17 protein-coding genes are annotated in these 14,033 nt (G+C 45.7%); 7 read left to right on the forward strand and 10 right to left on the reverse strand.

Annotated elements, in window-relative coordinates:
• From modB to moaB, 7 genes are read right to left on the reverse strand one after another with little or no spacing between them, the layout of a single operon-like run.
• Positions 1-735: a molybdate ABC transporter permease subunit gene (gene modB / locus V6N89_RS12435; protein ID WP_338517798.1), complete on the reverse strand. Its 735-nt coding sequence runs from the start codon at positions 733-735 to the stop codon at positions 1-3.
• A complete protein-coding gene (gene modA / locus V6N89_RS12440) occupies positions 732-1,655 on the reverse strand; it encodes a molybdate ABC transporter substrate-binding protein (protein ID WP_346992755.1) in 924 nt (307 codons plus the stop codon). Before modA ends, modB begins: the two co-directional genes overlap by 4 nt.
• Positions 1,655-1,894 carry a molybdenum cofactor biosynthesis protein MoaE gene (locus tag V6N89_RS12445; protein WP_338517800.1) on the reverse strand — a complete coding sequence of 80 codons (240 nt, stop codon included), beginning with the start codon at positions 1,892-1,894 and terminating at the stop codon, positions 1,655-1,657. Before V6N89_RS12445 ends, modA begins: the two co-directional genes overlap by 1 nt.
• Positions 1,895-1,899: 5 nt before the next feature.
• Positions 1,900-2,148, reverse strand: a complete 249-nt coding sequence (locus V6N89_RS12450; protein ID WP_346992756.1) for a molybdenum cofactor biosynthesis protein MoaE — start codon at positions 2,146-2,148, stop codon at positions 1,900-1,902.
• 2 nt (positions 2,149-2,150) lie between these two features.
• Positions 2,151-2,399 (reverse strand): MoaD/ThiS family protein, encoded by a 249-nt coding sequence (locus V6N89_RS12455; protein ID WP_346992757.1) that lies wholly within the window; start codon positions 2,397-2,399, stop codon positions 2,151-2,153.
• A 14-nt stretch (positions 2,400-2,413) separates the two neighbouring features.
• Entirely contained in the window at positions 2,414-2,893 is a 480-nt protein-coding gene (gene moaC / locus V6N89_RS12460; protein WP_338517803.1) for a cyclic pyranopterin monophosphate synthase MoaC, read from the reverse strand.
• Positions 2,890-3,396 (reverse strand): molybdenum cofactor biosynthesis protein B, encoded by a 507-nt coding sequence (moaB, locus tag V6N89_RS12465; RefSeq protein WP_338517804.1) that lies wholly within the window; start codon positions 3,394-3,396, stop codon positions 2,890-2,892. Before moaB ends, moaC begins: the two co-directional genes overlap by 4 nt.
• Before the next feature lie 125 nt (positions 3,397-3,521).
• Here moaB and V6N89_RS12470 point away from each other — a divergent pair, with 125 nt between their 5' ends.
• Both V6N89_RS12470 and V6N89_RS12475 read left to right on the forward strand, forming a co-directional pair.
• Entirely contained in the window at positions 3,522-4,271 is a 750-nt protein-coding gene (locus V6N89_RS12470; RefSeq protein WP_346992758.1) for a HesA/MoeB/ThiF family protein, read from the forward strand.
• Between the two features lie 48 nt (positions 4,272-4,319).
• Positions 4,320-5,441, forward strand: coding sequence for a succinylglutamate desuccinylase/aspartoacylase domain-containing protein (locus tag V6N89_RS12475; RefSeq protein WP_338517806.1), 1,122 nt, complete (start codon positions 4,320-4,322; stop codon positions 5,439-5,441).
• Between the two features lie 101 nt (positions 5,442-5,542).
• Here V6N89_RS12475 and V6N89_RS12480 read toward each other — a convergent pair whose 3' ends face one another.
• Positions 5,543-7,912 carry a zinc-dependent metalloprotease gene (locus V6N89_RS12480; RefSeq protein WP_346993803.1) on the reverse strand — a complete coding sequence of 790 codons (2,370 nt, stop codon included), beginning with the start codon at positions 7,910-7,912 and terminating at the stop codon, positions 5,543-5,545.
• Between the two features lie 448 nt (positions 7,913-8,360).
• Here V6N89_RS12480 and V6N89_RS12485 point away from each other — a divergent pair, with 448 nt between their 5' ends.
• The 5 genes from V6N89_RS12485 (at position 8,361) to V6N89_RS12505 (ending at position 12,306) form a co-directional block, all read left to right on the forward strand.
• Positions 8,361-9,206 carry an enoyl-CoA hydratase/isomerase family protein gene (locus V6N89_RS12485; protein ID WP_338517807.1) on the forward strand — a complete coding sequence of 282 codons (846 nt, stop codon included), beginning with the start codon at positions 8,361-8,363 and terminating at the stop codon, positions 9,204-9,206.
• Positions 9,207-9,218: 12 nt separating this feature from the next.
• Positions 9,219-9,452, forward strand: a complete 234-nt coding sequence (locus V6N89_RS12490; RefSeq protein WP_338517808.1) for a YdcH family protein — start codon at positions 9,219-9,221, stop codon at positions 9,450-9,452.
• Between the two features lie 62 nt (positions 9,453-9,514).
• Positions 9,515-10,720 (forward strand): aminotransferase class I/II-fold pyridoxal phosphate-dependent enzyme, encoded by a 1,206-nt coding sequence (locus V6N89_RS12495; RefSeq protein ID WP_346992759.1) that lies wholly within the window; start codon positions 9,515-9,517, stop codon positions 10,718-10,720.
• Positions 10,721-10,812: 92 nt separating this feature from the next.
• Positions 10,813-11,988, forward strand: coding sequence for a saccharopine dehydrogenase family protein (locus tag V6N89_RS12500; protein WP_346992760.1), 1,176 nt, complete (start codon positions 10,813-10,815; stop codon positions 11,986-11,988).
• 141 nt (positions 11,989-12,129) lie between these two features.
• The gene (locus V6N89_RS12505; protein WP_346992761.1) at positions 12,130-12,306 is read left to right on the forward strand and encodes a hypothetical protein; all 177 of its coding nucleotides are present in this window, start codon (positions 12,130-12,132) and stop codon (positions 12,304-12,306) included.
• Between the two features lie 2 nt (positions 12,307-12,308).
• Here the strand turns inward: V6N89_RS12505 and hmpA are convergent, their stop codons facing one another.
• Both hmpA and V6N89_RS12515 read right to left on the reverse strand, forming a co-directional pair.
• The gene (hmpA, locus tag V6N89_RS12510; RefSeq protein ID WP_338517810.1) at positions 12,309-13,505 is read right to left on the reverse strand and encodes an NO-inducible flavohemoprotein; all 1,197 of its coding nucleotides are present in this window, start codon (positions 13,503-13,505) and stop codon (positions 12,309-12,311) included.
• 66 nt (positions 13,506-13,571) lie between these two features.
• Positions 13,572-13,841, reverse strand: a complete 270-nt coding sequence (locus V6N89_RS12515; RefSeq protein ID WP_338517811.1) for a hypothetical protein — start codon at positions 13,839-13,841, stop codon at positions 13,572-13,574.
• Positions 13,842-14,033: the final 192 nt, after the last annotated feature.

Below are 14,033 nucleotides of genomic sequence, written 5' to 3' on the forward strand. Positions count from 1 at the left end.
TTAAGTGCGCCGAGTACTGTCTACATGGCCAAAGTGCCCGGACGAGTAACCTATAGTTTTGCTATTGAATTTATAAAGTAAAGCAAGCAACATGAACGAAAACAAAAGTAGCCCCAAAGAAAGGACATGGGCCTGTTCATAGGCCAATGACTCCACTTGCTCATAAAGGGCAATAGATAACACTTGAGTCTCACCGGGTATATTCCCGCCAATCATCAATACCACACCAAATTCACCGATAGTGTGTGCAAAACTCAATGCAAATGCCACCATGATTGGCGCTTTACTCATTGGTAAAACAATGCTCGTAAAACGTCTAAAAGGCGAATAGCCGAGAGTTTGCGCAACCTCTAAGAAGCGCTTATCTAGCTGCGTGAAATTGCTATACAGCGGCTGTAATGAAAATGGTAACGAGTAAATGAGTGAACCAATGACGAGGCCTTCAAAACTAAATGCTAGCGTATGACCGGTAAGTGACTGCCACACCTGGCCAAGCGCCCCGTCAGGGGAAAATGCAATAAGTAAATAAAACCCGAGCACCGTGGGTGGTAATACAAGCGGCAGCGCGAATAACGCCATTAAATAGGGCTTTATACGTCCTTGCCAATTTGCCAACCACCACGCCAAAGGCAATGTAATCAGCAACAATATGGCACTGGTTATCACCGCAAGTTTTAGCGTTAGCCAAATAGCGTCAAACGTATCAGCGGAAAAAGACTCAAATAGCGTTGTCATTGCTCCCCTCTTTTACCGATTGCATCATTTGCTTTAGCCGCTAGCTCAACGCCAAGGTATCCCCACGAGGATAACTGATTTTGCACATGCTTTGAGAGTACATATTGCACAAACAAGTCCACTATCGCTAGGTTTTGTGTAGCATGTTGGAAGTCTGGTGTTTTTGCGTCAAACACATTGGGGTAAAGCTGTGCCCTGTGTTTACTGTTTATTGCCATAGACTGCACGATAGGTTTGTGAAGGTGAGCAGGCACCAAAGCCGTGGTTATCGTCTCACTATCACTATTGGGCGCTTTGGCAATGTCCGGCGTGAGCGAATAGGCAATGAAAGCGCCGCTCACGCTTTTTGTAGAAAAAAACTGATAGGTTTGCAGGACATTCTTGCCCGTCACTCGCTGGCGCGTTGCTCTATTCCATAAACCTAAAGACTGAAGCGTGTCTTTCGCGGCCTCACCATAAGGTGCAAGTTTTGGGTTGGCTATAGCAATCCTACCCGTCGACAGCGCCGTTTCTATCTGAGATGACAGTGAACGGTTCTCCTCACTTAGCTCTTTTGCGCGGTGCACAAACGCTAATTGTCCCACAGCGTAGTCCACTACGTTATCGGCGTGGATAACACCTTGGTGCGCTAACGCTAATGGACGCCGTTTGTCTGCAGATAAAAACACGTCGAATTGCGCACCGTGTTGCAGTTGTGCAAATAAGGTTCCGCTAGATGACACCGTAACGATGACATTAACTCCTGTAGCGCCGGTAAAACCTTCCGCAATTGCGCGAAGCGGCGCAGCAAAATTAGCAGCCACCGCCACGCGAACAGGTTCAATATCGTCGGCCTGAGTACGCGCTTGTGCAAAAGGAGTGCACATAAAGGTAGCCACCAGCAAGCTGATGTTAATGAATACAGCGCGCAAAAGCTGCATCAGTCTTCACTCAATGAATCTGCGTTGTGCATCCACTTTAACGCCGCTTTATCGTCAGAAGCTTTGGCTTCAACCCATGTTGATGTATTACCCTTAAACTCTTTTTTCCATAAGGGGACCGACTGCTTTAACATGTCCATAAGGAAGTTAGCAGCGTCAAATGCGGCTTGTCTATGCGGTGCAGCAGCCCCAACCCACACAATTTGCTCGTTGTTATAAATGCGCCCTACGCGGTGCACGGCGCTTAAGCATTCGTTAACGAGAAGCGCTCTGTAGCTTGTTCAACCAACAGCAGTAATGCGTTTTCCGTCATCCCTGGGTAATGCTCTAGCTCAATTCCTTCTATATTGCCGTCTTGATTGAAATCGCGTACTAGGCCAGTAAATGTCACCATTGCCCCTGTATTTCCCGGCGACGCACTCTGAGCACCTTGTTTTAGCTCGTCATAGAGTGCATTTAGTTCAAAGCCCTCTTGTTGAACCCTAGCAAACATACCTAGCCCCCTGTCACAGGCGGGAACAATGCAACTTCGTCGCCATCTTTAACTGCAGTATCCGCGTCGCATAGCTGCTGATTAACCGCAGTCAACACGCTGCCTGACAACGCAAGTTCCCATTTTTCACTGCGCTCTCGCAATGCATTTATTAAACTGGCAACCGACGCGCCATCAGAGATTGCTAGTGTAACCTTGTCTTCACCGGTTATTTCGCGGGTTTGTGCAAATGTTTTAACTGTTATGTGCATGCTTTATTCGCTAATTAGTCTGTGCTTTTCCAATGGCCTGTTTTGCCACCTTTTTTCTCTAATACACGCACCCCTTCTATGTACATGCCCGGGTCGATAGCCTTACACATATCAAACAAGGTAAGTAGAGCAACATTAACTCCTGTGAGGGCTTCCATCTCTACCCCTGTCTTTCCGCTGAGTTTGCAATAGCACGTGGCTTTAATGCGATGTTGCGCCTTATCAATATCAAAATTAACGTCAACTTTTGAGAGCGCAAGTGGATGGCACAGTGGGATAAGGTCACTACACTTTTTAGCGCCCTGAATTCCGGCAATGCGCGCGACCGCAAAAACGTCACCCTTGGCAATGGTTGCCTCACTAATTTGTGTGATCACTGACTCACTAACGTAGATAAAACCCTCAGCAGTGGCTTCACGCTGGGTCACGGCCTTATCACTCACATCGACCATGTTTGCCTCACCGCCAGCGTTTAAATGGCTAAACGTACTCATGCTTCCACCAAGTGCTTAACAAAGTTGCACGGTCGAAAATCTGCATCAAGTTGGCTGGCAATAATTTTTTCCCATGCCGTGCGACACGCCCCCGTTGAACCAGGCAAGCAAAAGATGACGGTGTTATTTGCAAAACCAGCAATGGCGCGAGACTGAATAGTAGACGTGCCGATTTCTTCAAAACTGATCTGGCGAAACAACTCGCCAAAACCATCGACCTCTTTATCAAATAAAACGCTAATTGCTTCAGGCGTAGAGTCTCTGTGCGTAAAACCTGTGCCGCCAGTGATGAGAACGGCATGGATGTCGCTTTGCGCAATCCATTTTGATACCACTGCGCGCTGCTGATAAATATCATCTTTGACTAGCGCTCTGTCTATCAGGTTATGACCTGCAGACATGAGCGCGTCTTTAAGGTAATCACCTGACTTATCGTTTTCTAATGAACGGGTATCTGAAATGGTAAGAACTGCAATATTCAGAGGTTGGCTGACGACAGACATATAAATTCCTAATTTGCTATGCGACATTGTGGCAGGTTTTGATAAAGTACCCGCACAAAACACTTATTGGTTAACACTTTATAAGGGTGCACACCATGAATTCAACATTTAAGTTGGCATAACCTATGTCTAAGCGCCTAACGCATCAACAGGCTATGCGGTACAACCGACAAATTGTGCTGCCAAAAATTGATTTAGAGGGTCAAGAAGCGCTCTTAAATGCTCACGCCATTATCATTGGTGTTGGTGGACTTGGTACAGCTGCCGCCACCAGCTTATGTTCAAGTGGTGTAGGCAAGATAACCCTTATTGACTTTGATAACGTTGAAGAAACGAATCTGCACCGCCAAACGCTTTTTAGTGAAGACGATATTGGGCGCAGTAAAGCCCACGCAGCAAAAGCCCGATTAGCCGCGCTCAACAGTGACTGCGAGATCGCCGTTGTTGACAACGCTTTTTCTTCTGAACACGAGGCGCTTATTGCATCGGCAGATGTGGTACTGGACTGCACTGACAATACACACAGTAGAGATAGCATAAATACGCTTTGTTTTCGCATGGGCACCCCGTTGGTATCTGGCGCAGCAATTCGCTTTGAAGGCCAACTTTTTGTGGCTATTCCGGGAAAAAGTCGGTGCTATGGGTGTCTGCGCACCCTGTTTGAAGCCCCCGATTTAAGTTGTGTTGAAGCGGGCATTTTCTCACCTATGGTCAATATGATAGGCACTTATCAGGCCATGCTTGCCATGCAGGTACTTATGGAGTTTGACGACCTGCCGCTTAATAAGCTGATTACCTTTGACGGATTGCGGCACGAATGGCAGCAGTGGGCATTACCCAACACGCTGTCTTGTGAACTTTGCGCAACAGACTAATCAAGAAACACTATAAGAAAATAAGACAGAATTTAGGCTAACAGTGACATGACAACACAAGTAGTGAAAAAACACATGGTCGTAGCGCAGAATGCGTCAGGCCGGAATATGAATGTGCCAATATACAGAATGAAAGGCACAAGACCTGGCCCAACGGTTTATATTCAAAGCTCCATTCACGGCGCAGAAGTCCAGGGCAACGTTGTTATTTACCACCTAATTCAACGACTAAAACAAATGGATATCTGTGGCGAAGTGATCCTTGTGCCTAACTGCAATCCTATTGGCACTAACATTAAGGCTGGCGAGTATACGCTCGGTCGTTTTGATCCAGTAAACGGAACAAACTGGAACCGGGGGTACTTTTTTGACAAAGACGCCGTCGAGCAGTTCGCAAAAACAGTGACGCCAGAGGAGTCGCTAGACTGCCTTAAACAGCGGTTCCGTGCTCACTTAAGTCATGCCATTGACAATAAACTCGCACAACCATGGGGGCTGGGTCTAGCTCAACAGCTGAACCTGAAGTTACAACAAATGGCGGTTAACGCTGACTACGTGCTTGATTTACACAATGGGCCAGTGTCCACCCGCCATATCTACATTCCCGAATATGCCAAAGACAGCGCCGGACTGTTCAATATTCCTCACTGTATATTCATCCCCAACGTATTTGCAGGCGCTTTAGACGAAGCGACATTTTGCCCGTGGTGGACCTTGCAAGATAGTATCAAAAATAACCTAGGTCGCGACGTTAACTTCAACGTAGAGGCCTTTACGCTGGAAATGGGAAGCCAAGAAGTGATCGACTTTACCGAAGGTGATATCGATGCAACCAGTATACTAAGTTATCTAAACGCCAAGGGAGTATTGCATCAGTGTGATATTACGCCCAAATCGATGTCACGCTTAGGGGTATATTTGAAAGATTACAAAACCATGTTTACCGATTGGGGAGGTATGGTGGAATACATTGCCAAACCTGGCCAAGAAGTTAAAAAAGGCGAACCCTTGGCGCAAGTGCTTAACATTGATGATTTGGACAATGAGGATGGCAGCAAAACGCTTTACGCACCATGCGATCTTATCCCAATTTTACACTTCCCATCCGCTTCAGTACTTAGCGGTACTCAGCTATATAAGGTATTTACCAACTATCAAACGCTTAAGTGATCGATGTACTTTTGGTTGTAATATTGGCTTAAGCGCACGTCTCTCAACGGAAACAAAAAGCGCTGCCGACGACGGCAGCGCAATCAAATAACGCTTATATCTTAGATAGGAGAACCAGGCGGCAAAGGCTCTACGTCAAAGCTACCGTTCCAGGTTCCATACTTCCAATAAGACTTAAATTGGTCGTAGATGACCTCATAGCGTCCATCATCGGCCTCATCTTCTAACCATTCGGTGAACTCTAACAAAGCATCTTGCGCCGCTAATTTTACATCAGGCGCAAGTGCATCGCTATTAACAGCTTTCATAATTGCATTTAGCGCAACAAGTTTAAGCCTTTGATTCAAAGGGCTAATCGCCTCGTTTTTGTACCAGTGGACATTGAGGATTTGCTTAATAAGCAAGGCTACATCAACTTTTCTACGTCGGTCTTTACTGCTATAAGCCTGCCAATGCAAACGGTTAAGCCTTTCTGGGTGTAAAAGTAACTCAAATGCAAAGTTAGCCGCTGAGCCAGCAGCTGATACCGGGTCAAGCATTAACCCCATTTTCCCTTTGAAGTGTTCGCGCGTAACATCATCGCCATAGGCGGTTGGTGGTATTAACGCCAATACAGCCTCTGGAAACGCCAGATACTGAGCCGTTGTTGCAGTGATTAACTGCTGCATTGCTCGTTCTTGCTCCGCTGGGGCAACAAATTTCTGGCCCTGTGGCGTAGTATAATCCCCTTTCCTTTCGTACTCGTAGTGTAGCCCCCCAACCTGTTTTGCTACCGCTTCTAGCTGGTATCGATGCAATAAGTAAATTGGTACTAGCGCATTTTCAAGTGACGATAAGCTGCTTTTTTCAGGCAATGTGTTAAGCCCTAAATTAGTCAGCGCAAGTTCGCGAATAGCTGAAATTTCATCAAACGCATCAAGCGGGTTACTGCCGTTTTCCCACATGTGCCCGTTAGAAGAACCATGCCGGGCACTACGCGTATCTGAGTCAGACTTAAACTTAAGCCCTTTATTACGCGTTTGCACAATAAGCTTTGCTAAGCCCTCAGCTTCTGCGCTAGCGACATTATCACCGCCACTGAAGTCTTGATAGCCATACGCAATCGCATGCTTGTCCCACTCACCAATGCCTTTGTCGTAAGCACCCTCTAGTGAAATTTTGCCATTGACTAAACTAATTCTTGGGTGGGGGTAATCCATTACCGAGGCACGGTCGTTTGCACTTGCCGCAAAATTGTGAGCAATACCCAGTGTATGACCTACTTCGTGCGCAGACAGCTGTTTTATTCTGTCCAATGCCATGGCTTGCTGTGGCGTGGTATCTTGGTTCCCTTCTTTAAAGGGGCTCGTAAGTCCAAGGGCAATTAGATAATCTTGCCTTACGCGAAGAGAACCCAGCGTAACATGCCCTTTCACTATTTCACCTGTGCGCGGGTCGACCACTGACGAACCATAAGACCAGCCGCGTGTGGCCCTGTGAACCCAGTTAATTACGTTGTAGCGCACGTCCATAGGATCTGCCCCTTCAGGCAGAACTTTCACTTGAAACGCGTCTTTATATCCTGCAGCTTCGAACGCTTGATTCCACCAGCTCGCTCCCTCGCGTAGCGAAGACAGAACAGGTTCAGGAATACCTGGGTCCAAATAGTAAACAATAGGCTCCACCGCCTCGCTCATAGCGGCATGCGGCGACTTCTTATGTAAACGGTGACGCGTAATGAAACGCTGCTCAGTAGGCTCACTAATTGGCGTTGAATAGTCGAAATACCTAAATTTCCAATACCCAGAATAGGGATGATAAACCCGCGGCGTATAGTTGCTATCTGGTAAGGCAACAAAGGAGTGATGAAGGTGAACCGACACACTTTCGGCATCTGGGGTCACTTGTTGTAAGTATGCACCAGGTGATTTACCCGCAAACGTGACAAGCGCTTCAAGCTCGGTATTTTTTTCGAACCCTTTTGTTTTTGGCAAGTAAACACCGCTGCGCATTTTATCGACGCTAAAGCTCCCTTGCTTAGTACGAGAAAGCCTATTGGCAATGCCATGAATATCACTTAGCAAGAATGGCGTATAATCAATTAGCACAGCACTCTCATCCTTTGCAACAATGGCAAAACCGGCGATAACAGAATCGGCAAACGCCTCATCAATGCTTTGCTTCTCAGCCGCGCTGCCATAAGTTGCTCTGTATTCGGTATTATGTTGCTTCAATAACAGTTTATTGCCAAAACGGTCAAAACTCACCAGACGCGTTTGACCGAGTTGTCCGCGATCTAACCCTATATCGTTCGACCCAACGCCATAAGGCATACTACTTTGAAAAAGATACTGCTCATCCGTTGTCGGCACAGCCAAGTACACCCTGTCTTGGTCTTCATCATAGTACATAGGAATAAAACCTGACTTTTCCGTCATGTTTTGCGTAAACGCCTCAATGGTTGGCGTTTCAGCGTGAGCAACTGACAACATAGAAAAAAGACAGGCGATTAGCCCTGCCCAAAACAACCCTGTTTTCAATGTATGTTTTGCCAGTGATCTACGCTGACGAGTACACGATTGAGCGTGCTTTACGTGAAGCATTTAAAATTCCTTATCTTGTATTTGCGTACAAAGCGGTATGACACCAATAAAGTAGCGGCGTGATGAGTGTTATCACATGATTTAATTTAACTTTGCGAAACAACGCCTTGGGTCATTGTCACTAGCCTACCCCAACACGCAGCCTTTGCCTATGCCCATTCATCGCACAACAACACACTAGTCAGTGAGCCTTGTGCTACAACAAACTTAACAATTATATACAAAAACAATAAACTCATTATATTTAGCAAAGGATTATCAAAAAATAGCACCACTGATAATGTAGCTTTTGTGTTAACACACGTTAAATACACCAATCAACGACAAGGTATGAAAAATGACTTACGAAGGCTACACTACATTTAAAACGCGCCAAGACGGTGCTGTACTAACGGTAACGTTTGATTTCGGGCCAGTGAACGTGCAAGGGCAAGAAATGCTAGAAGACTTAACCTACCTTGCAATGCGCCTTGAAAGAGACAGAGACGTAAAAGTAGTTGTATTCGATTCTGCTAACCCCGAAATCTGGGTATGCCACTACGACACCAATCTTCTTAAAGATATGTCAATAGAAGCGGTATCTCGACAAGACGCTAAATTACTTGATTTACAAAGCGTTCTAGAGCGCATTAGTCGCTTGCCACAGGCCACCATTGCCAAGCTAGAGGGCGTGGCACGCGGTGGTGGTCATGAATTTGCGCTAGCGTGCGATATGCGTTTTGCCGCACGTGGTAAGTTTAAGTTTATGCAAATGGAAGTTGGCATGGGAATTCTACCCTGTGGCGGCGGAGCATCACGTATGGCAAGGCAAGCGGGCCTGGGGCGCGCGCTTGAAATAATACTCAGTGCAAGAGATTTTGACGCTGACGAGGCCGAAGCTTACGGTACCATCAACAAAGCGTTAGAACCCGATGAAATTGGGCCTTACGTCGATGCGCTTGCGAAGCGAATTGCACTTTTCCCTGCTGAATCGATTAATGCGTGTAAGCAAGCGGTGTATGAATCTATCGACCGCCCTATCGACGATGCGTTAAAAGCAGAAGCGTATTGGCTGTATCAAGCGACCAGTAAGACACCCGCAATAAAACGCTTTGCAGAAGCTGACGCACAGGGTATGCAGTTTGATATTGAAAATCAGCGTAATTGGAATGATTTAGTCGTCGCTGTCCAAGACATAAACTAAAGGAGGTTTAGCATGTTAGGTGAAAACCACTCGCTTTTGTGTGACTTTCCTCAGCACAAAGACACCTTTAATCAACTTAACGCTACAGATAGTGAGTTTGCTGAGCAGGCAAAACGCTATCACGCGTTAGATGAAGAAATCAGGCAGCTTGAGGAGTTAGGCTCGCCAACAACCGATGAGCATCTACACACCTTAAAACACGACCGAGCCGTGTTAAAAGACGTACTATACCAAAAGTTGAAATAACAACTCGGGCTCGTGGTAATCTGTGCAGTAGCGATTTAACTTTTGCGCATTAAGGAATAAACGTGAAGTTTGCAACACGTGCTACTGCCATTTCTCCCTTTCTCGCCATGGCCTATGGCGAGAAAGCATCAATGCTTGAGCAACAAGGCCATGACGTTATTCGCCTTAACCTTGGCGAACCCGATTTTGGTGCACCAGATGCGGTGCTTGAGGCATTACAATCATCATTAGATACACCAGACTATCCTTATACGTCTGCCCTTGGTTTGCCGCAACTTCGCCAAGCCATTAGTACGTTTTATAGCACCTATCATCAATGTCACATTGACCCTGCCCGCATTGTAGTTACGGCTGGCGCCTCAGGCGCATTGTTGCTGACGAGTGCAGCGCTGGTTGAAGACGGTGACAATATTCTATTGGGTGACCCCTCTTACCCGTGTAATCGTCGGTTTTTAAATGCGTTTGGAGGCGATGTTACCCTCATTCCTACCTATGCCGATGCTAATTTTCAGTTGACACTTAATGACGTCAAGTCTCACTGGAAAGACAATACCAAAGGCGTGCTTATAGCCACACCGGCTAACCCAACTGGCACAGCAATCACTATTGAAGAATTAACAGCAATTGCAGCATACTGTCAGCAGCATGAGGGCTTTTTAATTGTCGATGAAATCTATCTCGACCTCGCTTTTTCAAAGTCAGTATCAACTGATAGCGACCGCTCTCACGCAAAACTGCAAAGTGTACTTGTGCATGAACAATACCAAGACACGATAATTGTCGTTAATAGCTTTTCAAAATACTTTGGCATGACTGGTTGGCGGCTAGGCTGGTGTGTGGTGCCTCCGACCATGACACCGATTATGGAACGCCTGTCGCAAAACCTATTTATATGCCCCTCTGCACTTGCGCAAAAGGCCGCGCTGGCATGTTTTACGCCAAGTGCATTGTCGCAATGCGAGCAAAATCGAATTACGTTGAGTGAACGTGCCCATAACGTCTTAGCTGAAATAGAAGCGATGGGACTTCACGTCGATGCAATTCCACATGGTGCTTTTTATGCTTACATCAACATTGAAAAAACCGGGCTAGATGCAACGACGTTTTGTGACGCGTTGTTGTCTGAATATCACGTGGCATTAACCCCTGGCAATGACTTTGGCCATCATCGCGCCCACTGTTACGTGCGTTTGTCGTTTGCCACCGATGAAACACGCTTGAATGAAGGGCTAAAGAGGCTGCGTATGTTTGTCCAATCACTACACTGATTTCATGAATACACACCTATTATCTAAAAAAATAATACATATGATCACTTATGCGTATATTGACATGACAGATAAGACAACAGGACATAAACATGAGTAATGTACGTGAGTTTGATGTGGTCATTTTCGGCGCAACGGGTTTCACTGGAAAACTAGTCGCAGAATATTTTCAGGCGCAATACGGTAATGATGAGACCGTAAAGTGGGCAGTAGCCGGGCGCAATGAGACTAAGCTTAATGACGTGAAACAGTCGCTTGGAATTAGTGAGAACATTCCTAGCATTGTGGTTGATGGCGACGATGAAAGCGCGCTAAACGCGATGACAAAACGTACACATGTTGTACTCACCACAGTAGGTCCATACCAAATTTACGGTGAAAAGCTGCTTAGCGCCTGTGCTGACAATGGAACGGGTTATACTGATTTGTGCGGAGAACCCGCATGGATGCACCAGATGATCAATAAATATGAGGAAAAAGCGAAAGCAAGCGGTGCTAACATCGTCTTCTCGTGTGGCTTTGACTCTGTGCCTTTTGATTTGGGCGTACATTTCCTACAGACCCATGCTAAACAGCAGACCTATGAACCCATTGAGTATGTCAAAGGCCGTGTGCGCGGTATGAAAGGCACATTCTCAGGGGGCACAGCGGCAAGTTTAAAAGCAACTATGGCGGCAGCGCATCAAGACAAATCAATTATGGCGGCGTTAATCAACCCATTTTCTCTTGCGGGCAATGAGATGATTCAAGCGCAGCCAGACGGCAACAAGCCCTACCTTGATGAACAGCTTGGCACCTGGGTGGCGCCGTTTATTATGGCAGCCATTAACACCAAAAATGTACATCGTTCAAATTACTTAAGCCAGTATGCCTATGGCAAAACGTTTCAATACGACGAAATGATGATGACAGGTCCAGGTGAAAAAGGTAAAGCCATGGCCAAACATGTTGCTGGTGACAAGTCTTTGGCAAGCGATGACGGCCCTAAGCCTGGTGAAGGCCCAAGTAAAGAAGAGCGTGAATCAGGTTTTTACGATGTTCTTTTTATTGGGACAGCTGCCAACGGCGAAATGCTGTCGGTTTCAGTAAAAGGCGACAAAGACCCTGGTTATGGCTCAACCAGTAAAATGATTGCGGAATCTTCAATTTGCTTGTGCAAAGACGTGTCTTTGAGTGGCGGTTTTTTCACTCCTGCGGCAGCGTTGGGCGATAAACTTATCAGCCGACTGCAAGCAAACGCGGGGCTCACTTTCACTATTGAGCGCTAAACGACCAACGCTTACTGGTTTGTTTTTATTAGAAGTGGCGAATTTCTATTCGCCACTTTTTATCCACCCTCTACATTAATTCCACACTTTATCGCTATTTTCTCACATTGAATTTTGCACTAAATAAATGTTGGAGCGGTAATGTTGTCTATATCTACATATGTAAAATCACTTTTGCTACTAATGGTGCTTATAGCACCTGTCAAAACCTACGCGGGTTTTATACTTTTCACAGACCGCGATGCGTGGGAAGCAGCGGTGACCTCACCGTTTGCGCAAAGTACGGCGCGCCAAGACCTAGCGCACCTTATGCTTTAGTATTAAGCCTGCATGGCTAATTCGTCATGAGGCCCAAAGACTTCATAGTGGATATGTGCTTCTTTTACCCCTTTCTGGACAAGCTGGGATTTGACGAAAGCCATAAATGCGACGGGCCCACACAAATAAAAGTGACCGTCTTTTACAGGAAGTGAAATACAGTTAAGATCAATCAAGCCAGCATTGACACTGTACTTTTTGGCATCGTCACTATTTTGATACCAAGTATGTACTGACCAGTTATTTTTCCAACACACCTCGATAGAGCGATGATAAAAAGAGTGCTGAGCTCTACCTTCACATGCATGTAGAAAAGTCACGCTTCTATTTTCTGATCTTTGATTAATAGTCTCTAGCATTGCCATCATCGGTGTAACACCAACACCAGCAGAAATAAGCACTACAGGAGTATCCCTTTCGTCGAGGAAAAAGTCACCTCGTGGTGGAAATAGCCTCAGAATGTCACCCTCATGAACATTGTCATGTAAATGGCTAGACACCACGCCTACAAACGGCGTTGATTCTCGTTTAACCGATATTCGGTAATGTGTCTCACACGGCGCATCAGATAATGAATACTGCCTGATTTCCCTGTATTCGTGGTCTTCTGGGTGAAGTTCAACTCCAATGTATTGACCTGGCTTATACGAGATAACTGGCTTTCCATCTTGCGGTGTCAATACGAAACTAGTGACTAATTCAGACTCCTCGCGTTTCTCGGTGACGACAAAGGCACGCTTGCCTATCCAGCCACCTACCTGCTGCTCTGTGGTTTCATATAAGGTTGCTTCTTTATCAATAAATACATTTGCCAACTGAATGTAGGCATTAGTCCACGCACGTTCGATATCATCGGTAAAGCCATCTCCGAGCAACTCTCTGAAGGTTTCAATGAGATGGTGCCCCACAATGTCATAGTCGTTGGGCTGTATATTCAAACTCGCATGTTTGTTTGAGATGCGATTAACCGCTTCCTCAAGCACGTCTAAATTATCCAGGTGATTAGCGTACGCAACGATGGCATCAAACAACGCTGTTTTCTGCTTTCCTGTTTTTTGGTTTGTCATATTAAAGGTATGTTGTAACTCAGGGTTGTGCTTGAACATGCGCGCATAAAAATGTTCTGTTACGGCGCTTCCCACTGCTGTAAGCACAGGTATAGTATTTTTTACGGTTTTGATGTCTTGCTGAGATAGCATAAATGCTCCTGTAATTTGTGTTGAAAAGCAGTGAAATCGTTATCAAAAGAGAGAAGGACATCGCATTTAGAAAGACTTTGCGCCAAGACTATGCATGCCAACACAGCGCACGACATAACCGACTTTAAACGCTCCTGCGCTAACGATGGTTAATATATGAGCGAATACTTGTTGCGTAAGCGAGAACTGTTCTGACACGCCGTACGTCATCACGAGACATGCCAAAAAGATAAGCATATTGCTCAACATCAACCGATTGCCTGCGGTTACGCACCTTTGCGCTTGATGTAGATGTAAGCCTGTTTCGCTCAGCGTCTGAAAAATGTGATTTTGCATGCCTTCCTCCATTTAACCTTGCGTTTACTCATCGTTTGCAAACGCGCTTACAGAAGACTTATCAATTTGGATGCCAAAAATTTAATTAAATAAAATCAATAATTTAAAAATACACTCACTTAAAAAAAGTCATAATGACTCACCACAAAAGAGAGTCATTATGACTCATATGATGTAAATTAACTCAAAAGA

Source organism: Alteromonas gracilis (assembly GCF_036870955.2).
In the GTDB taxonomy this organism is placed as follows: domain Bacteria; phylum Pseudomonadota; class Gammaproteobacteria; order Enterobacterales; family Alteromonadaceae; genus Alteromonas; species Alteromonas gracilis_A.

Coding starts and splice junctions, on each gene's coding strand:
- modB (WP_338517798.1), bottom strand. CDS start 735: ATGACAACGCTATTTGAGTCTTTTTCCGCTGATACGTTTGACGCTATT.
- modA (WP_346992755.1), bottom strand. CDS start 1,655: ATGCAGCTTTTGCGCGCTGTATTCATTAACATCAGCTTGCTGGTGGCT.
- V6N89_RS12450 (WP_346992756.1), bottom strand. CDS start 2,148: ATGTTTGCTAGGGTTCAACAAGAGGGCTTTGAACTAAATGCACTCTAT.
- V6N89_RS12455 (WP_346992757.1), bottom strand. CDS start 2,399: ATGCACATAACAGTTAAAACATTTGCACAAACCCGCGAAATAACCGGT.
- moaC (WP_338517803.1), bottom strand. CDS start 2,893: ATGAGTACGTTTAGCCATTTAAACGCTGGCGGTGAGGCAAACATGGTC.
- moaB (WP_338517804.1), bottom strand. CDS start 3,396: ATGTCTGTCGTCAGCCAACCTCTGAATATTGCAGTTCTTACCATTTCA.
- V6N89_RS12470 (WP_346992758.1), top strand. CDS start 3,522: ATGTCTAAGCGCCTAACGCATCAACAGGCTATGCGGTACAACCGACAA.
- V6N89_RS12475 (WP_338517806.1), top strand. CDS start 4,320: ATGACAACACAAGTAGTGAAAAAACACATGGTCGTAGCGCAGAATGCG.
- V6N89_RS12480 (WP_346993803.1), bottom strand. CDS start 7,912: ATGTTGTCAGTTGCTCACGCTGAAACGCCAACCATTGAGGCGTTTACG.
- V6N89_RS12485 (WP_338517807.1), top strand. CDS start 8,361: ATGACTTACGAAGGCTACACTACATTTAAAACGCGCCAAGACGGTGCT.
- V6N89_RS12490 (WP_338517808.1), top strand. CDS start 9,219: ATGTTAGGTGAAAACCACTCGCTTTTGTGTGACTTTCCTCAGCACAAA.
- V6N89_RS12500 (WP_346992760.1), top strand. CDS start 10,813: ATGAGTAATGTACGTGAGTTTGATGTGGTCATTTTCGGCGCAACGGGT.
- V6N89_RS12505 (WP_346992761.1), top strand. CDS start 12,130: ATGTTGTCTATATCTACATATGTAAAATCACTTTTGCTACTAATGGTG.
- hmpA (WP_338517810.1), bottom strand. CDS start 13,505: ATGCTATCTCAGCAAGACATCAAAACCGTAAAAAATACTATACCTGTG.
- V6N89_RS12515 (WP_338517811.1), bottom strand. CDS start 13,841: ATGCAAAATCACATTTTTCAGACGCTGAGCGAAACAGGCTTACATCTA.